The 18,537-nt window shown below is 57.8% G+C and carries 17 protein-coding genes; 7 read left to right on the top strand and 10 right to left on the bottom strand.

What is annotated here, in order from left to right; translation table 11 throughout:
• Window positions 1-125 precede the first annotated feature (125 nt).
• From J3362_RS16915 to J3362_RS16905, 3 genes are all read left to right on the top strand, one after another.
• The gene (locus tag J3362_RS16915; protein ID WP_502882445.1) at window positions 126-1,502 is read left to right on the top strand and encodes a glutamine synthetase family protein; all 1,377 of its coding nucleotides are present in this window, start codon (window positions 126-128) and stop codon (window positions 1,500-1,502) included.
• 220 nt (window positions 1,503-1,722) lie between these two features.
• Window positions 1,723-2,865, top strand: a complete 1,143-nt coding sequence (locus tag J3362_RS16910; protein ID WP_349521326.1) for an HlyD family secretion protein — start codon at window positions 1,723-1,725, stop codon at window positions 2,863-2,865.
• 56 nt (window positions 2,866-2,921) lie between these two features.
• Entirely contained in the window at window positions 2,922-4,346 is a 1,425-nt protein-coding gene (locus J3362_RS16905; protein WP_502882449.1) for a DHA2 family efflux MFS transporter permease subunit, read from the top strand.
• Window positions 4,347-4,442: 96 nt separating this feature from the next.
• Here the strand turns inward: J3362_RS16905 and J3362_RS16900 are convergent, their stop codons facing one another.
• Complete coding sequence (locus J3362_RS16900; RefSeq protein WP_349521324.1) at window positions 4,443-5,960, bottom strand: aldehyde dehydrogenase; 1,518 nt, start codon at window positions 5,958-5,960, stop codon at window positions 4,443-4,445.
• 181 nt (window positions 5,961-6,141) lie between these two features.
• On the opposite strand from J3362_RS16900, the gene J3362_RS16895 reads away from it, so the two are divergent.
• The 4 genes from J3362_RS16895 to J3362_RS16880 all read left to right on the top strand — a co-directional run bounded on the left by J3362_RS16895 (window position 6,142) and on the right by J3362_RS16880 (window position 10,783).
• Window positions 6,142-7,425, top strand: coding sequence for an NAD(P)/FAD-dependent oxidoreductase (locus tag J3362_RS16895; protein WP_349521322.1), 1,284 nt, complete (start codon window positions 6,142-6,144; stop codon window positions 7,423-7,425).
• Window positions 7,426-7,770: 345 nt separating this feature from the next.
• Complete coding sequence (locus J3362_RS16890; protein ID WP_349521321.1) at window positions 7,771-9,222, top strand: hypothetical protein; 1,452 nt, start codon at window positions 7,771-7,773, stop codon at window positions 9,220-9,222.
• A gap of 89 nt (window positions 9,223-9,311) precedes the next feature.
• Window positions 9,312-9,548, top strand: coding sequence for a hypothetical protein (locus J3362_RS16885; RefSeq protein ID WP_349521320.1), 237 nt, complete (start codon window positions 9,312-9,314; stop codon window positions 9,546-9,548).
• The gene (locus J3362_RS16880) at window positions 9,545-10,783 is read left to right on the top strand and encodes a sensor domain-containing protein (RefSeq protein WP_349521318.1); all 1,239 of its coding nucleotides are present in this window, start codon (window positions 9,545-9,547) and stop codon (window positions 10,781-10,783) included. Before J3362_RS16885 ends, J3362_RS16880 begins: the two co-directional genes overlap by 4 nt.
• Before the next feature lie 52 nt (window positions 10,784-10,835).
• On the opposite strand, the gene J3362_RS16875 is transcribed toward J3362_RS16880, so the two are convergent.
• The 9 genes from J3362_RS16875 to J3362_RS16835 all read right to left on the bottom strand — a co-directional run bounded on the left by J3362_RS16875 (window position 10,836) and on the right by J3362_RS16835 (window position 18,504).
• Window positions 10,836-11,264: a DUF7282 domain-containing protein gene (locus tag J3362_RS16875; RefSeq protein WP_349521316.1), complete on the bottom strand. Its 429-nt coding sequence runs from the start codon at window positions 11,262-11,264 to the stop codon at window positions 10,836-10,838.
• Between the two features lie 117 nt (window positions 11,265-11,381).
• Window positions 11,382-12,113, bottom strand: coding sequence for an anti-sigma factor (locus J3362_RS16870; RefSeq protein WP_349521314.1), 732 nt, complete (start codon window positions 12,111-12,113; stop codon window positions 11,382-11,384).
• A complete protein-coding gene (locus J3362_RS16865; RefSeq protein ID WP_349521313.1) occupies window positions 12,110-12,718 on the bottom strand; it encodes a sigma-70 family RNA polymerase sigma factor in 609 nt (202 codons plus the stop codon). The genes J3362_RS16870 and J3362_RS16865 overlap by 4 nt, the downstream gene beginning before the upstream one ends.
• Window positions 12,719-12,949: 231 nt before the next feature.
• Entirely contained in the window at window positions 12,950-13,810 is an 861-nt protein-coding gene (locus tag J3362_RS16860) for a LysR family transcriptional regulator (protein ID WP_349521312.1), read from the bottom strand.
• On the bottom strand, window positions 13,804-14,814 hold the full coding sequence (locus J3362_RS16855; RefSeq protein WP_349521310.1) for a phosphonate dehydrogenase: 1,011 nt from the start codon (window positions 14,812-14,814) through the stop codon (window positions 13,804-13,806). Before J3362_RS16855 ends, J3362_RS16860 begins: the two co-directional genes overlap by 7 nt.
• Window positions 14,815-14,823: 9 nt before the next feature.
• Entirely contained in the window at window positions 14,824-15,654 is an 831-nt protein-coding gene (gene phnE, locus J3362_RS16850) for a phosphonate ABC transporter, permease protein PhnE (RefSeq protein ID WP_349521308.1), read from the bottom strand.
• Between the two features lie 8 nt (window positions 15,655-15,662).
• Entirely contained in the window at window positions 15,663-16,526 is an 864-nt protein-coding gene (gene phnD, locus J3362_RS16845; RefSeq protein WP_064227272.1) for a phosphate/phosphite/phosphonate ABC transporter substrate-binding protein, read from the bottom strand.
• On the bottom strand, window positions 16,523-17,362 hold the full coding sequence (gene phnC, locus J3362_RS16840) for a phosphonate ABC transporter ATP-binding protein (RefSeq protein ID WP_349521306.1): 840 nt from the start codon (window positions 17,360-17,362) through the stop codon (window positions 16,523-16,525). The genes phnD and phnC overlap by 4 nt, the downstream gene beginning before the upstream one ends.
• A 128-nt stretch (window positions 17,363-17,490) precedes the next feature.
• On the bottom strand, window positions 17,491-18,504 hold the full coding sequence (locus J3362_RS16835; protein WP_349521304.1) for an AraC family transcriptional regulator: 1,014 nt from the start codon (window positions 18,502-18,504) through the stop codon (window positions 17,491-17,493).
• Window positions 18,505-18,537: the final 33 nt, after the last annotated feature.

The raw sequence follows: 18,537 nt of genomic DNA, 5'->3' as shown, positions 1-18,537 counted from the left end.
TAATTGCCCGGATTCCGGGCAAAATACGGTATGTGCGTATCTTGCCAAATGCTCAGGAAACCGGGATAAAGGAGTGTTGAAACCCCTGCGCCGGCTCCTCGGCACCAGGCCTGTTTGCGTTGTGGATGGCTTCCCTTATGGCTTCTGGTTCTACGAGTGCCGACTCGTTCCTTCAGGCACACCCCGAACTGCAGTTTGTTGATCTGCTGATCCCGGATATGAATGGCATTGTTCGCGGCAAGCGGGTAGACCCGTCTGCGCTGGCGAAGGTCTTTGAGCGCGGTGTGGCCATGCCCGCTTCCATCTTTGCCCTGAACATTCAGGGCACCACGGTGGAAGAAACCGGCCTCGGCCTGGATATTGGCGAGGCAGACCGTGTCTGTCTGCCCATTGAAAATACCCTCACTATGGAGCCCTGGCAGAAGCGGCCCACTGCGCAACTTCTGTTGACCATGTATGAGCTGGACCGCGAGACACCGTTTTTCGCAGATCCGCGGGTGGTCTTGCAGAACATCGTCAAGCGATTTGAGGAACTGGGGCTGACCGCCGTGGCGGCCTTTGAGCTGGAGTTTTACCTTATCGACCAGGAAAATCTCGCCGGTCGACCTCAACCACCCAAGTCGCCCATTTCCGGTAAGCGTCCTGCGGGCACCCAGGCCTATTCCATTGATGATCTGGACGAATACGCGGAATTTCTGGCGGACGTGCTGGATGCAGCCCATGAGCAGGAATTGCCGGCGGATGCACTGGTGGCCGAATCGGCGCCCGGGCAGTTTGAGGTCAACCTGCACTACGTCGATGACGCGGTGCAGGCCTGCGACCACGCAACCCTGCTCAAGCGTTTGATCAAGAACATGGCCTACGACCATGAAATGGACACCACGTTCATGGCCAAGCCCTATCACAGCCAGGCTGGCAGCGGCATGCACCTGCACGTAAGCCTGGTGGACGGCGAGGGCCGCAACGTGTTCGCAGGCGATGCGGAAGCGCCCAACGACATGCTGCGCTGGGCCGTGGGCGGGCTGGTGGCTACCATGAACGATGCCATGGCGCTGTTCTGTCCGAACATCAATTCCTACCGGCGGTTCAGTCCTGAGTACTATGTACCCAGCGCTGCGACCTGGGGCGTGGATAACCGTACCGCATCACTCCGGCTGCCGGGTGGTGATCCCGAAGCCCTGCGTATTGAACACCGCGTCGCCGGTGCGGATGCCAACCCGTACCTCCTGATGGCAGCCGTGTTGGCGGGCATTCATTACGGCATCTCCAACAGGATCGAGCCACCACCGGTTACCGTGGGTAATGCCCATGAGCAGCACGAGGCAACACTGGTGAACAACCTGCGGGATGCTTTGCGGGAGCTGGGCCAGTCCAAAGTGATGGCGGATTATCTGGGGAGCCAGTTTCTGGATGTGTTCGTGGCCTGTAAGGAGCATGAACTGAATGAGTTCGAGATGACCATCTCGGATCTCGAATATCTCTGGTACCTGCACACGGTTTGATAGTTTGAGTGATCAGAAAAACGGCGCCTTGAGGGCGCCGTTTTGCGTTTTCCGATTTGTTCCCTTCAGTGCCGTCACCGTGTTGGTTAAAAGCCGGTCGAGCTAGATCGGAATTTACATTCGTTTTGGTTCACTCTAAATATGAGCATGCTTATAATGGTCTGGCTCAGTAACGTTGGGCTACGAGTTCATGCACTACGTTTTCAGGAACCGGCAGATCATGCGAGACATTAACAGACGAGAATTATGCACATGTTCCGGCAAGATGGCCGGGCGTGCGAACAAACGGTTTATCCTTCTGGTGCTTGTTCCTTTGGTCGTGCTGCTGATCGCTGGCGGGTTCTACCTCCTCGGAGGACGGTATGTGAAAACCGAGAATGCGTATGTGCATGCGGACATGGTCTCGGTCGTTCCCGAGGTGTCCGGTAAAGTCTCCCGGGTGGCTGTGCAAGAAAACCAGGTAGTGAAAGCCGGTGGTTTACTGTTTGCCATCGAACCCGAGCGATACCGCATTGCCGTGCAGAAAGCAGAAGCCGAGCTGGCAGATGTGCAAACCCGGATAGAGACCATGAAGGCCAGCTACCGGGAAAAGCAGCAGGAGCTCAGCGTGGCCCAGAGCAACCTGGTCTTCGCGCAAAGAGAATACAAACGGCAGGTAGAGCTGGCGGACAAGCACGCCGTATCCGATTCTGTTCTTGACAGGTACCGTCATGAAACGGAACTTGCTCGACAGCAGGTTGAACAGGTCCAAAAGGGGCTGCAACGTATCAGGGCGGGGCTGGGCGGTGACCCCGACATTGCCATTGGCGACCACCCCCTGTACCGGAAGGCGCAGTCTGCGCTGAACATCGCCCGACGGGATCTGCAAGACACTCACGTATTCGCTCGCTTTGACGGTATCGCCTCAAAAACGCCGGTGGCTGGCCAGTACGTCAATCCCAGTCGCCCCGCGATGAGCCTGGTTTCTTCCACCGGGGTGTGGGTTGATGCCAACCTGAAAGAAACCCAGCTAACCCATGTCGAGCCGGGGCAGGCGGTAGCGCTCGAGGTGGATGCCTACCCGGGTAACATCTGGAAAGGCCGGGTCAGCAGCATTGCCGGCGCGGCCGGTTCCGAATTCTCGATCCTGCCCGCCCAGAACGCGACTGGCAACTGGGTCAAAGTGGTGCAGCGTATTCCTGTGCGTATCGAGCTGGACGATCCCTCCGCCGGACCGCGACTGTTGTCCGGCATGAGTGTTTCCGTGGCCATCGACACAGGCTGGCATAATCGCGGGCCGGCTTTTCTTGCGCCCCTCACAACGTGGGCTCAAAGCCTGGTGGGCCCTGCGAAGGCTTCCGAGCGACCCGGGGCGGCGGAGTGAGCGAGCGGGCTGCGGACTCCGGAGTTGCCAATCGCGGCCTGATTACCGTGTCAATCATGCTTGCGACAATTATGCAGGCTGTCGACACCACCATTGCCAATGTTGCCTTGCCTAACATCCAGGGCAGCATGTCGGCGACGTCCGAACAGGTTGCGTGGGTTCTGACATCCTATATTGTGGCGGCGGCGATCATGACGCCGATGACCGGTTTCCTGGCGGCCAGAATGGGGCGCAAGAAACTGTTTGTTACCGCCGTTGTCGGTTTTACCCTGACATCTATGCTCTGCGGCCTCGCTTCCTCCCTGGACCAGATTGTGGCATTCCGATTGCTGCAAGGCGTCTTTGGCGCCGGGCTGGTGCCTTTGTCCCAGGCGGTTCTGCTGGATACCTACCCGAAAGAAAAGCACGGTTCTGCCATGGCGATCTGGGGTGTGGGGGTCATGGTGGGGCCTATCCTTGGGCCGACTCTGGGGGGCTACCTGACCGAGTATTACAACTGGCGCTGGGTATTTCTGATAAATCTACCCTTCGGTATTCTCGCGCTGGGCGGGATTCTGATGTTCGTCAGAGAAACCGAGAAGGTCAAGCGGCGCTTTGACCTGTTCGGCTTTGCGCTGCTCTCTCTGGCAATCGGGGCGCTTCAGCTCTTGCTGGACAGGGGGCAAAGCCTGGACTGGTTCTCTTCCCTGGAAATCATGATCGAATCGCTGGTCGTGGTGGTGTGCCTATATATGTTTATCGTGCACATGATGACCGCAAAAGAGCCGTTTCTGGAACCCGGCCTGTTCCGGGATCGTAATCTTGTTATCGGCCTGGTGTTTATCTTTATCGTGGGCGTGGTGCTCTTGGCCACGCTGGCCCTGTTGCCGCCTTTCCTGCAAAACCTGATGGGCTTCCCGGTTATCACGACCGGTGAAGTACTTGCGCCACGTGGCATGGGCAGCATGGTTGCCATGGTTGTCGTAGGGCGGTTGGTTGGCCGGGTGGATGTCCGCCTGTTGGTGGGCAGCGGCCTGATATTGACAGTTATTTCGCTGTTTCAGATGGCGCAGTTCAATCTCGATATCAGCCCCTGGGCGCTCGTCCAGACCGGATTGATCCAGGGCGCCGGCCTTGGCCTGGTTTTCGTGCCTCTCAGCACCATCACCTTCTCGACGCTGGCCCCTCATTACCGTAATGAGGCGACCGCCATGTTCAGTCTGATGCGGAACATCGGGAGCAGCATCGGTATTTCCGTTATGGTGGCCCTGGCGGCCCGGAGTACTCAGACCAACCATGCGGTGCTGGGCGAACAGCTCAACCGCTTCAGGGAGCCGGTACAATCAATGCTGGACGGGAGTACCGACCAGACCCTTGCCATTCTTAATGTCGAACTCAGCCGGCAGGCTGCCGCAATCGGCTATCTTAACGATTTTCAGATCATGGCCTGGATGACGCTGCTGGCGATACCGCTGCTGATGCTGTTCCGCCAGCCACGATAATGCTCCTGGCGCTTGGAGGTATGAGTGCTTCGCTGTTGGCCTGGGAACCGGCCATGTCCTCAAAATCTTTTACGGTGAGGTTTAGACTCTACCTGGTCATTCCAGAACCAGCCAGGTCGCTTTCAATTCGGTGTACTTGTCAAAGGCATGCACGGATTTGTCCCGGCCATTGCCAGACTGCTTGAAGCCACCAAAAGGCGCCGTCATGTCGCCACCATCATAGTGGTTGATCCACACGCTGCCAGCCCTGAGGGCTTTTGCAACTTTGTGAGCTGTATTGATGTTGGATGTCCATACGGCTGCGGCCAGGCCGTAGATGGAGTCGTTGGCAATGTGGATGGCCTCTTCTGCCGTATCGAACCCGATCACCGACAGCACCGGCCCGAAGATTTCCTCGGAAGCAATGCGCATCTGGTTATTCACCCCATCAAACACTGTGGGCTGAACGAACAGGCCGCCGGTGTCTTCCATGATGCGCTGTCCACCTTCCACCAGACTCGCGCCCTCGGACTGACCGATGCCAATGTAGTCGATAATGCGATCCAGCTGTCCCTGGTCAACAATGGCGCCACAGGTTGTTGCCGGGTCCAGAGGGTGACCGGGGCGCCAGGTTGTCAGGGCTTCCCGAATCAGCCCCACAAACTCTGCGCGAATGCTGTTCTCTACCAGAAGGCGACTGCCTGCAGTGCACACTTCGCCCTGATTGAAGGCGATTGCGCTGGCAGCCTCAGCCGCGGCTTTTTTCAGGTCCGGCGCATCGGCAAAGACAATGTTGGGGCTCTTGCCACCGGCCTCCAGCCACACCCGTTTCATATTGGATTGGCCAGCGTAGATCATCAGCTGCTTGGCCACATTCGTGGAGCCGGTAAACACCAGGCAGTCCACGTCCATGTGCAGGGCGAGGGCCTTGCCCACTGTGTGGCCAAAGCCAGGCAGCACGTTAAAAACGCCGGCGGGAATGCCGGCTTCTTCGGCCAGGGCAGCCAGGCGAATGGCGCTTAGGGGCGATTTCTCGGAAGGTTTGAGAATCACTGAATTGCCGGTGGCCAGAGCTGGCGCGATTTTCCAGGCCGCCATGATCATCGGAAAGTTCCAGGGCACGATGGCAGCCACAACCCCCATGGGCTCACGGGAGATCATGCCGATCTGGTTGTGAGGCGTGGGGGCAAGTTCACCGTACACCTTATCGATGGCTTCGGCAGTCCAGCGGATTGCCCGGGCGGTGGCCGGCACATCTACGGTTCTGGCGTGGCTAATGGGCTTGCCCATGTCCAGGGTTTCCAGCAAAGCAAGCTCGTCGCCGTTGGCTTCGATAAGGTCAGCGAATCGCAGCAGCACCGCCTTGCGTTTTGCGGGAGCCAGCTGGCTCCAGATGCCTGCCTCGAAGGCGGAGCGGGCAGCTATAACGGTCTGGTCGGCATCGCTCTGATCACAGCTGGCGATGGCGGCCAGCTCGCGCCCGTCAACGGGGCTGACTGAGGTAAACGTCTCACCACTGGCCGCCCATTGATAGGCGCCGTTCAGATAGGCGCGGCCTTCCAGCGTGAGGTTTGTGGCCAGGGCCTGCCATTCGGTCTGGCTGGTTGGGGTGGAAGTGCTGACGGGTTGATTCATGGACGCCTCGCAGGCTGAAGAATTGAGCAATCATAGCAGCACTTTCACGCCCAGGCGCCGCCTGCGGTATAGGTATAAGAACGTGTCTTTCCGAACGCCCGGCGCTGGCATAGACTTTCTGCGGCGCGCAACGTTGGTGCCGGTTCCTGAACGTCTCTATCACCCTGTCTGGCGTCACATAATGATCGAGTATCCCCCGGTTCCCTCGTATTACGCAGCTTCCGCCAACCCGGCCCCTTTGCGCACGGCGCTGCGAGGACCTTGCGAGGCGGATGTCTGTGTCGTCGGTGCCGGTTATACCGGCCTCTCGACGGCATTGTTTCTGGCGGAAGCCGGTTTCCGTGTGGTGGTTCTGGAGGCCGCAACCGTTGGTTGGGGTGCTTCGGGGCGCAATGGCGGACAGATCGTCAACAGCTTCAGCCGCGACCTGGACAGCATTGAACGACAGACCTCTCAAGACCACCTGAAGCTGCTGTCTGAGATGGCCTTCGAGGGCAGCCAGATCATTCGCCAGAGGGTGAAGAGTTACGGCATTCGCTGCGACCTGAAAGAGGGCGGTATTTTTGCCGCCCTCAACCCAAAGCAGCTTACGCACCTCGAATCCCAGCAGGCGCTGTGGCGCCGATTCGGGCATGACCAGGTGGAACTGCTGGATCGGAACGCTATTCGCTCCAGGGTTGGTACGGAACGGTATGTCGGCGGCGCCATTGATCACACCGGCGGCCACATCCACCCGCTTAATCTGGCTCTGGGCGAAGCGGCCGCCCTGGAATCCCGCGGCGGCGTGATTCACGAGCATTCATCGGTAACGAGCATCGTCCCCGGTAAAACCGTAATTGTTAAAACCGAGCAGGGGGAAGTCAGGGCACAGTATGTGGTTCTCGCGGGCAATGCCTACCTCGGTGGCCTGGTGCCGGAGCTCGGGGCCAAATCCATGCCATGCGGCTCGCAGATTATTGCTACCGAACCGTTGGAGGAGGCCGTTGCCAGAGAGTTGCTGCCGAACGATAACTGCGTAGAAGATTGCAACTACCTTCTGGACTACTTCCGGCTGTCTGGTGATAAACGCCTGATTTACGGCGGCGGTGTGGTCTACGGCGCCCGGGACCCGGCCAATATCGACCGGCTGATTCGCCCCAATATGTTGAAAACCTTCCCGCAACTGGCGAACGTGAAGACTGACTATGCCTGGACCGGCAATTTCCTGCTCACCCTCTCGCGCCTGCCCCAGCTCGGCCGTCTGCAGGAGAACGTGTTCTATTCCCAGGGTTGCTCCGGCCATGGGGTCACCTTTACTCATGTCGCTGGCAAGGCCCTTGCGCTGGCGATTCAGGGCGAGGCCGAACGTTTTGACGCGTTCGCCAGCCTGCCCCATTACCCGTTCCCGGGTGGCCGCGCATTCCGGGTGCCGTTGACGGCTATGGGTGCCTGGTACTATGCCCTGCGGGACAGGTTGGGCGTTTGAGTTCCCGGAAAACTGTGAAACGGTACCCGTTTCATCAACGTTTAAATTTGTAATCAGTCGGCCCGCTAATCGCTCCCGGCCCAGAGCCGGGATTTAAGTGAATTGTGAAAAGCTTTTTTAAAGCAATGCCTTATGTTCGGAAGTCCGGGCTCTGTGCTGTAACCTTCCATCACAACGTGTATCCCTCCGTAAACGCCAATTTTCTGACGTAATTCCGCCGCATAATCCGGAACTGCGCCGCATATAACCGAAAACTGCCGCTGTAAGATTCGCTCAAATTCGTCAAATAATTGGTGCGAGAAAATGTCATATTGCGGCAAAAAACTAACGAAGCAAGGACTGCTGATGTTACCTGCGGTTGTTATGCTTTCGGGCTGCGGTCTGGACATTTCAAGTGACGAAGACACCGCCACACAGTCTTCGGTCACTGCGGAGCCGACGGTTCAGATTGCCGGCGCAGCGGTCAAGGGCGTCATTCAGCAGGGCCTGGTTGTTGCCAACCGCCTGATTGCGGACAAAGACGGCTACTACGCGCCCCAGCGCCAGGCAGCAAAGCCCGTGTTGACGGCGGACGACGGCAGTTACGAGTGGCAGCTTCGCGGCAAGGCCGAAGGCTGGGCATTGGTTGAACTTACCGCCGATGGCGGAACCCGAATGATCTGCGATGTGGTGCCCCAGTGTGATCAGGCTGATGGCGCGCCGGTGTCGTTCGGCCAGACCATGCCTCTGGACAGCAGTTTCAGCCTTCGTGGTGCCGGCGATCTGCGCATGGAAACTGTTAATCTCACTCCGCTGACCCACCTGGCCGTAACTCTGGCCGAGCGCAGCGGTGACGGCCTTTCTCCGGTTGCCATTTCCAGTGCCTACACCACGGTGGAAAACTGGTTCGGCCTTCCGGCCGGCGCCCTGCGCCTGACCCCGCCGGACCTTACCAACCTGGATGAAATGACCGGCGTAACCGCTGACGCCATTCAGGTGGCGATTGCCAACGCGGCATTCCTGGCTCTGGTGAATGACAACGCCCAGTGGGATTCGATCTCTGATGTACTGGCTGATGTTACTTTACAGGTCAGTGCTACCGGCCAGATCAGCGTTATGGGCGACGGCACCAACGTAGCGTTGGCGGATCTGGTCAGCGCCGCAGCGCTGCAATCTTCCGAGCTCCAGAATGCAGTGGATTCAAGCGTCATTAGCCAGAGATTGGCAGTTGTTGAACACCGCAATGTACAGCGCTTCAAAACCATTGCCGATGTTAACGAAGAGAGTGATACCGATGTTGCCGACTCAGGTGACACCAATGACACCTCAACCGACACCAGCACCGATACCTCGACTGATACCTCGACCGATACCTCTACTGGCTCAACTGACGAGCAGGTTGCCGGTACGACTGAGCCCGATACGTCAGGTGACTCGACTTCAGGCGGTGATACAACCACCGATACAACCACCGACGAAACCGTAGCGGACACAGGAACAGACACGGACACCAGCGAGCCTGTCACCGAAACGACGCCTGAGGAAACCGCTCCTGCAAACACAGCACTGCTGAGCTGGACCGCGCCGCTGACCCGCGAAAATGGCGAAAGCCTGGCCATGGGCGAAATCGCAGGCTTCGAAGTGGTCTACGGCACCAGCGCTGAAAACCTCGACCAGAGCCTGGCCATTGGTGACGCCTCTGTCGACGAGCTGATGGTTGACGAGTTGGCTGAGGGCACCTGGTACTTCGCTATCCGCACCCTTGACACCGATGGTAATCGCAGCCGGTTGTCTGACGTGGTCTACAAACAGATCTGATTTGGCGTTAAAAGGCAGCGACGCCCTCTGGGGGCTTCGCTGCCAGCCTGCTACTATGTGCTGGTCCATTGCTCTATTCCAGGTACATCATGGCCGGTTCAGACTACGATCGCGCTCTTCTTGAGGTTCTCCCCGATGCCAGAGACGGCCTTACCCGCACCGAACGAATCGTTCTTTACGTACTGCATGAAACCCAGCGCGAGCTGAAAGGTCGTAATGTTCCGACTGCCATGCTGTATGGCAGGGTGCTCGAATATGTCGATATGAGCGAGGCAGAGCTGCACCTGTACCTCGACAGGCTGGGTGTGAAGGGGGATGGCCTTTGACGATCGATTTCAGTCCTCTCTACCCCAAACTGGTCAACCTCATACTCGACACTATTTTCGTGGTAAACGAATCCGGCGAGATTGTTTTTGTCAGTGAAGCCTGCCACCAGTTGCTTGGCTACTCACCCGAAGAAATGATCGGAACGTCACTGGTCAAATACATACACCCGGAGGATCTGGAGCGCACTCTGGCGGCAGCCCGTCGGGTAATGAGTGGCCATCACCACGTGGACTTCGAAAACCGCTACCTCCACAAAGACGGCCACGCAGTTAACATCCTCTGGTCTGCCCGATGGGCGGAAGAAGACCGCCTGAGGATTGCCGTAGCCCGCGATGTCACCGCGTTGCGGCGGGCCAATCAGACCCGCGATGCGCTTTACCGTATTTCCGAGGCGGCCCACGAGGCGCAGACGCTACAGGCGCTTTGCACCGGCATCCGGTCTGTTGTCGAGGAGCTTTTCCCGGAATCCTGCCTTCATCTCGGCTTCAACGATCCTCACACCGAAACGCTCACATTTCCTGATTGGGGGAATGAGGGCCGGTGTATGGATTCGGAAACTTTGCTGGCCAGAGCGGCCACTGGCAGCGAAAACTCATTGGCGTTGCCCATGGTTGTCGAGAAGGCGGTGCTCGGCCTGCTGATCATTGAGCGAGCCGCAACAGCCACAGTTTTCAACGCGGCCGACCAGTCGTTATTGGAATTTATCGCGGCTCAGGTAGCTACCGTTATTGAGCGCAAGCGCGCCGATGAAAACCTTCGCTTCCTTGCCCATCACGACGGCCTTACCGGCCTGACCAATCGATCACTGTTCTACGACCGTCTGGAAACGGCCCTGAGATCCGCAAGCCGTAACGAAGGCCGACTGGCGTTGCTGTATCTTGACGTGAATGAGTTCAAGAAGATCAATGACACCATGGGTCACGAAGCGGGGGATCAACTGCTTATCGAAATGGCTCAGAGGCTCAGGGACTGCACCCGTGAGGCCGATACTGTCGCAAGAATGGGTGGGGATGAGTTCACGGTACTGCTCACCGATGTCCATGGACGCGATTCCGTCGAAAATGCGATGGCCAAGATTCGGGAGATCCTGACGTTGCCCGTTGCGCTCGGAGGAGCGACCGTTCGCGTTTCCTGCAGCATGGGTGCCGCCATGTACCCGGAAGATGGCGAGACCGCGAGTCAGTTGGTCAGCAAAGCCGATTCGGCCATGTATGGGAGCAAGCGCCAGATGTAGCCGTGCTGGCTGCATGCGTCGAGTACGCAGCAGCCAGCGATCATGCCAGCAATTATTTTGCGGTAATGGTCGACATCACCAGCTTGCCATCCTTCTTGATCGGGCCGTCTTCCTTGGCGCCGAGGGTGTATTCGAAAATACCGGTTTTCATCCCGCCGTCTTCGCTGTGAACCATCAGCATCAGCATGTCGCCGGATTGCACTTCCTCGGTCAGGATGGCGGCGACGTCCATGTTCATGCCTTTGCGCAACGGCGCGTGGGCGACAACAGGGCCCGGCTTCATGGATTCGTCGGTGCGGTGAACCACCAGCCATCCATTCTGTTCGGCAACCACTTTTCTGGCGGATACAACGCCGTTGGCAACAGACTGATCGTTGGTCCAGACACCGGCCTTGTGTTCAGCGGCCAATGCCGAACCGGTTGCGAAAGCGCCAGAAACCAGGGCGGCCAGAAGTGCGGAGGTGTTTGCGTGCTTGATCATTGCGTTCTCCTGAGTGTCAGTGTTTCCCGCCCGTCGGGTTGTTATTGGGCGGGTTAACTGCAGCTACGGGAACGGATGCGCAAAGTTTCAGGCACGGAAAATCTTTTTGGCGCCTGCCTATGGAGTGTTTCCGTCGGTGGGGTAGAGGTAACCGTGAATCGCCGGTCCGGTGGGCTGTCCGGTGGGCGAGCCGCCCTCGGGCTCGACGCTGATACCGAACGTGGCCTCCTTGAGCAGGGCAGGGTCGTAATTGCGCAATGCCCCTTCATCCAGCGCAAAATCGTTGCCCAGAACGCCCACGGAGCGAGGGTTTGGGCCCAGCTCGTCGGCCTTGATCCACAACTGATAGGATTTTCCCGGCCTTGGCTCGGCGGTCACCGGCCGGATGTTGAGCCGTTGCTCCTTCAGGTCCACCGTCAGCAGGAAGGCCGGCTGTTCATCGTTGTTCTGGAAAACCGCTACAAACGACTGGGCTTGAGGCTCGGGCTGCGGCTGGAACGCCAGAATGGCCACGAGAACCAGGGCGGCCGCCGAGGCAATCGCCGTGCTCAAGCGCCAGCGGTTCAGCTGGCTGCGCAGAGCAACCACGTTAGACGTTTCGGCAGCTTCGCGAGGCGTCGATTCCACGCGGTCCAGAGCCTTCTCGATTTTTGCGAACAGCGCCGGTGAGGGCTGAACGGGCTCGGTTTCCTCGGCCAGCTTACCCAGGCGCTCTTCCCATTGCTGAATCAGCGCATCTACCTCCGGGTCCTCATTGCGCCGGCTTTCAACATGCGCCCTCTCCGAGGCTGGCAATGTGCCCAGAACGAACTCTGCAACCAGCATGTCCAGGTCGTCGCGTTCAGTCATGATTCGAGGCACCTTTTAAGCTGTTTCAGGGCGCGGTGAAGCCAGGTCTTTACCGTGTTGACCGGCTGTTCAAACTGGCTTGCCAGGTCCTCCCGGGACCATCCATTGAGGTAGGCCAGGCGCACCATGTCCTGCCGGTCTTTTTCCAGTTGGTCTATGCAGTGATTCAGTTGATTTGCCGCCCGCTGGTCTTCCAGCTGTTCCTGAACTGATGTCTGCCGGCCTGGCATCTCATCCAGCTCGTCGCTGTTCGTGGTGCGTCCGGTGGGGTGTTTGCGCAGCTCATCAATAGCACTGTTACGGGCAATCGACACCAGCCAGGTGATCGGCGAGGATTTACCATCCTGAAATTGCCCGGCTTTCTGCCAGATCTTGAGGTAACTGTCCTGGATAACATCGTTTGCCCATTCTCTGTCTCTGAGGATACGCAACACGGTGCCCAGAAGTTTCGGGGCAGTTGCGTCGTAGAGGAGAGCGAAAGCCTGGCGGTCTTTTTGAGCGACGCGGTGAATCAGCCGGGCAACACGCTCAGTGCCGTCGGATGGCGACTGCGGGCCGGTTCCTGCGCTGGCATTGTCTGGGAGCTGATGGGAGTCAGGCTTCATGGGGCCTCGGGCACTGGTGTCTGATCTGCAGGTTACGTGTTGGTTCGCGGTTGCTCAACATGAAATTGCAGTCTGGCTAACACCCGGTGTGACAGGTTGGGCTGTTGATACCATGTCTGATCATGTTTTTCTTCCGGCTATTGCACCGGGTGCATCAATCCGAACAGGTAAGAATCCTTTTCGATACGCATCGAGATTACCTTTGTTTGGTGGTGTGAGCTATTTGTTTGCTCAGTGGCATAGATGGCTGAGGAATGCAGAGAGTGGCGGGTGATTGGCCAAGGCATTCGGGTAGACCACCATGAGTTCCTTTGCCAGTCCGGGGTTACTAACGGGGATGGCTCGTAGCGAGCCCGCGCCGACTTCCTCCCTCACGGTCGCCTCCAGCACCAGCGAAATACCGAGACCAGCCTTTACCGCCTGTTTGACAGCCTCTGTGCTCCCTAGCTGCATGGACACCTTCGGAAACGGTCCCTTTTCACCAAAAAAGTTTGCCAGCAGCCGGCCTGTACCTGTGCCAGGCTCTCCGCCAAGCAGCGTCATTCCTGCGAGGATGTCCCGATCTATGCTTTGAAGATCTGCGCATGGGTGATCGGGTGGAACAATGAGTACCATCTGTTCTTGCCGCCAATCCTGCGCCAGAAATCCGGGTTTGGGCTTCCACCACTCCATTATGGCTATGTCGAGTTCACCGATCATCAGTTGCCGAGCGATTGAGGGGTTTTTGTCAATAACGAGGTCTAAGTCTGGCGAGGCTGTATCGTCCCTGAAGGCCCGAAGATAGGGCTGGAGCATGTATATGCCGATGTTTGAGCTCGCCCCTATCCGAACACCCGCCCCCTGAACCGCTTCACGGGCATGTTTGTCGAGGCGCAATATACTGTTTGCGAATGGTACCAGTGCCAAAGCTGCCCTGGTGGGCTCGCAGCCTGATCTTCCCCTTCGAATCAACAAAACTTCCAGGTCTTGTTCAAGTTTCTGGATATGCTGGGAGAGAGTGGGTTGGGCGATTCCAAGATTCTCCGCGGCGGCCTGAAAACTCTGATGCTGGACCACCGCGATAAAGCTCTTGAGCCAGACCAGATTCAGCATGGAGAGTCCTTACGTAGCGATGGAGAATTGATCGCATCCCGCGGCCGTTCACCCCTCAATGCCTGCAGAATGTTCTCGGCCGCCCGTTGCTCTATGGCGAGCCTTACACTTTGTACGGCCGAGCCAATATGAGCGGTAAATAATGTGTTCGGATGGGCAAGTAACTCCGCATTGATCTCGTGCGGACGATCCGATCGCGCCCAGTCCTCCATTTCGAACACATCGGCGGCGTAGCCACCCAACTGTCTGGAAGCCAGTGCCGCCAATACGGCTTTCTCATCCACCACGGAACCCCTGCATGGGTTGATCAGATAGGCACCCCGCTTCATCAGTGCCAGGCGTAAAGGGTTTATGGTGTGAAAGGTATGGTCGTTCAGTGCCAACGCCAGTATTACGATATCGGATTGGGCTAGAAGCTCTTCCAGCCCTGTGTGCGCCAGACCCAACTTCGTCTCCTCATCAATAGGCAAGCCTTCGGGTTGTGAGTAGAGCAGTTCCGCACCCCATCCTTGCAGACGGGCTGCGATGGCCTTGCCAATGGCACCCATTCCAACAATGCCAATGGTGGCGCCCTCGATTCCCAGCCCGTAGAACTTCGGTTGCCACCCTCTGAACTCTCCGGAACGTACAAATTCGTCCGCTGCCTTTACCTGCCGGGTGAGGCCAACGGCAAGTCCGATGGTCAGTTCTGCGGTGGGAACGGTTAAAAGATCCGGAACGAATGAAAGCCACACCCCACGGCGAGTGCAGGCGTCCACATCAAAGTTGTCGTACCCTTTCAATGCTGCGCCCACGATCTTCAGGTTCGGGCAATCAGCCAGAAAGTCATCGCCGATCCTGTCCGGCATGAAGGCCATCACGGCATCGGCTGTGGCTACCCTAGACTTCACCGAATCTGGCGGGAGCGTCCGGTTTGACTGATTGGTTACCAGCTCACAATGTGGTTTGAGGGCAGACAGGACTTCATCGTGTACCCGGTGAGTTATCACAACTCTTGGTTTCATTCGTTTTCCTTACTTGAATTTCTTACGGAGGAAGCCGCTCAGGCTGTCGACAATCGTGACCATCAGGAGGATAACAATCAGGATGGCACTGACTTCCTGGTACTGCATGATTCGCAGTGAGCCCATGAGCTCGAAACCGATGCCTCCTGCTCCCACCATGCCCATGACGGTCGAGGCGCGGAAGTTATACTCCCAGCGGTAGATGGATACATCGGCGAACTGCGGCAGAACCTGGGGCAGAACTGCGTGCCAGAGAACCTGTAGACGGGTCGCTCCGGCAGCATCAGCGGCTTCCACCGGGGCTTCGTCCACATGTTCAATGGCTTCCGCAAAGAATTTGCCGACCATCCCGATAGAGTGAAGGCCGAGGGCAAGAACGCCCGGTAGCGCACCAAAGCCGACTGCAGCGACAAAGATAATCCCCATGATCAGTTCGGGAACTGACCGCAGGCCATTGAGAATGGTGCGTGTTATATGGAAAACAACCGGGTGTGGCGACGTATTCCGGGCCGCAAGGAAAGCCAGCGGTACCGAAGCGGCAACCGCAATTGCAGTGCCGGCAATGCTCATGGCGAGAGTATCGACCAGTGGCAACACCCAGTTCATCACATTGGTAAAGTCGGGCGGCAGCGATTCACCCAGCAGGACGCCAATCGCTGGCACGCCGTTGGCCAAGGTTTTGAAATTAAGCAGGCCCACGTACCAGCTGGCAATGATAATCACCGCAAGAACCAGACCTGCCTGCAGGAGTTTTCTCCGCCAGCCCCGGGCATGCTCATTCAGCACCGGAGCTGACGGAGCCGACGACAGAGTCGCCGGTTCCGTCGGGGTATAACTCATGGAATTCCTCACATCTTGGCGAAGTCGAGGTTCAGGAGGCTACCCATGCGCCGGATTACGTCGTAATCCGAATCGGAGATAGCTGCAAAGCCTTCAGCCTTGAGGTTGCTCAGGATTTCCTTGTCGTCGATGCTGATGAAGGCATTTCGAACCTTTTCTTTCAGCTCAGGGGCGAGATTTGAGCGCATGGCCCAGGGATACTGGGGGAACTCGCCGCTATATCCTAGAACCTTCACATTGTTGCGGTCGATCAGGCCACGATCCATCACATGCTGGAAAATTACCTCGGAGAGGCCGCCGGCTTCTGCGTTGCCATTTGCCACATTCACTGCAACAGAGTCGTGGGATCCTACGAAATGTGCCTCATAGTCACGGCCGGCTTCCAGGCCTGCAGATTCCATCAGGACAGTTTTGGGAATCAGGTGGCTCGATGTAGAGGCCCGATCACCATAGGCCATTTTTTTGCCCTTGATGTCGGCATAGGATTCAACCCCTGAGTCTGCGTTGGCAATGATGATGGAGCGGTACGTTGGCTTGCCGTCCACAATCATGGCTGCAAAGGGTTCGATGTCGCTCTTGCTCTTGGCCATCACGTAGGACAGAGGGCCGAAGTAAGCCAGGTCGATACGTCCAAAGCGCATGGCCTCGATCATCGATGAATAATCGGTAGTAACGATCAGCTCAACTTCCTTGCCAAGCGTGCTTTCCAGATAGTCTTTCAGCGGTTGATTGCGTTTGATCAGTTCAGAGGCGTTCTCATCGGGCAGGAGAGCGACTTTCAGAAGATCAGGGTCTGGATCCGCTGCGAGTGCCTGCGGATTCAATCCTGTCACCAAGCAGAGTGCAATCAAGAGGTTCAGTAACGCTTTCATCGGGCTATCTCCAGTTTCGTCGGTTGGGGGTTAACGGTTGTATTGCCGGGAACCGGGACGGTGCGGGGTTTGGTTTCGTAGTTCCCGTGGTAGATCTCATGCAGGTGGTGTTGCTTCAATTGGGCGGGTGGTGCATCGAACACAATCCGGGCATTCGCCAGGCCAATGATTCGGTCTGCAAAGCGTTGGGCGTATTCCAGCTGATGCAGTGAAATAACAGCGGTAATACCGTCTTCCTGGCAGATATCCCGCAGTAACCCCAGTACCTTTTCCGACGTGGCCGGATCCAGACTGGCAACGGGTTCATCCGCGAGAATCATTGAGGGCTGTTGTGCAAGCGCACGGGCGATGCCAACTCGTTGTTGCTGGCCACCAGACAGCTGGTCAATCCTGGCCAGAGCTTTGTCGGCAAGTCCAACGCGTTCAAGGCAGTGAAGGGCAAGTTCAAGATCGTGCCTGGGCAGTGGTAATAGGCTGCGCCAGGTGCTGTGATAGGCAAGCCTGCCCGTCAGTACGTTCTGGAGTGCAGTGTGGCGCTCAATCAACTGATGGTGCTGGAACACCATGGCGGTGCGGCTTCGATGCAGCCGCACCGTTTTGCGGTTATCAAGGCCACCAAATTCGGCCGACACGACCTTGCCAGCCGTTGGCTGCACCAGGTGGTTGAGTGACCTCAGCAGCGTGGATTTGCCCGCACCGGAAAGGCCGAGCAGGACCGTAAATTCGCCCTTGTTGAAATCAACGGTGGTGGGCCGTAGAGCAAGGACATTGCCGGGGTAAGTCACCCCCATGTCCTCAATGCGAAGCATCATGTCGGGGTATGAAGCAGGCGTCATTGGATCACCTTTTGCAATGAATAAGCTCGCTTGATTGCGACTTACAATGCAACGCTAATCCTGAGAGGTGACAATGCAGTGTCAGTGACGTGACACCTTAATGACCATTTGCGCCAGCCTGAGGAGATTTACTCTGTCAGGTTTTCCTGCTTGCGCCACCGCACCGGTGGCATGCCCGTCCAACGCCGGAATGCCCTGTAAAACGTACTTACCTCGGCAAACCCCAGCGCTTCGGCGATTTCCGGGAGGGAAGCGTTGGAATCACCGACCGCGTGCAGGGCCTTTTCACGGCGCACGTCGTCTACCAGCCCATCGAAGGTCTGGCCCTGTTCCCGGAGCCGCCGGGCCAGGCTGCGTTCGCTGATGCCCAGGGCCCCGGCTGCGTCTGCCCGGCGGGGCAGAACCGGCCCGATGCGAGCGGTGAGCCATCTGCGTATTTCCGGCACTGAGGCACTGTTGATGGAGAGGGCGGCGAGGCGGGCATTGGTGTAGCGCTCGTGCACCTGGGCAAGCTGGGGGTCCGCCTGGGGCAGGGGCTGGTCCAGAACGGCATTGTCGATCTGTACACCGCTGAAGGCCTGCTCGAACTCCACCGGGCAATTGAATACAGTCTGGTAACCGGCCAACGGTCCCAACCGGGGTTGGCTGAATTGCACCCTGGCCGGTTGCATCCGGGTGCCCGTAACCCAGCTTCCAAAGCCGACCACCGAAGCCAGCACCGCCTCGATCTGGTGGGGACTGAATGCCAGCCGGCCCTGGCGGGGATGGTAAACCAGCCAGGTCGCGGCATTGCCGGCGACCACCTGGAAACGCCCGCCATCGGAGATCAGCCGCTGGAAACGCTGCACCATCACGATGGCCTCCCGCAGTGTTGCGGCAGATTGCAGCGCAAACCCCACGCCACTGATGCTCATCGGGGAGAACTCCGCTCCCACCTTCAAACCAAAGCCCGGGTCGCCGGTGCAGCGTTCGGCGGCGTGCCAGAGCCGGGTAATATCGTCGATCGGCCAGCGTTCCAGTTCGCAGGCGGCTTCCGGAATGCCGGCTTCTGCCAGCAGTTGGTTGGCGTTTAAAGACAGCCTCTCGGCAGCACCGATGACGGTGTTAACCCAGCCAATGGAAACCGTGGCCTCTAACGTCAATTTTGTTGGCCTCTGAAGTCAATTTTAAAGCCA

The organism is Marinobacter sp. NFXS11 (assembly GCF_040148675.1).
Classification (GTDB): Bacteria; Pseudomonadota; Gammaproteobacteria; order Pseudomonadales; family Oleiphilaceae; genus Marinobacter.
Note: the sequence above shows the minus strand (reverse complement) of the source record. Positions and strands in the feature narration are given on the sequence as shown.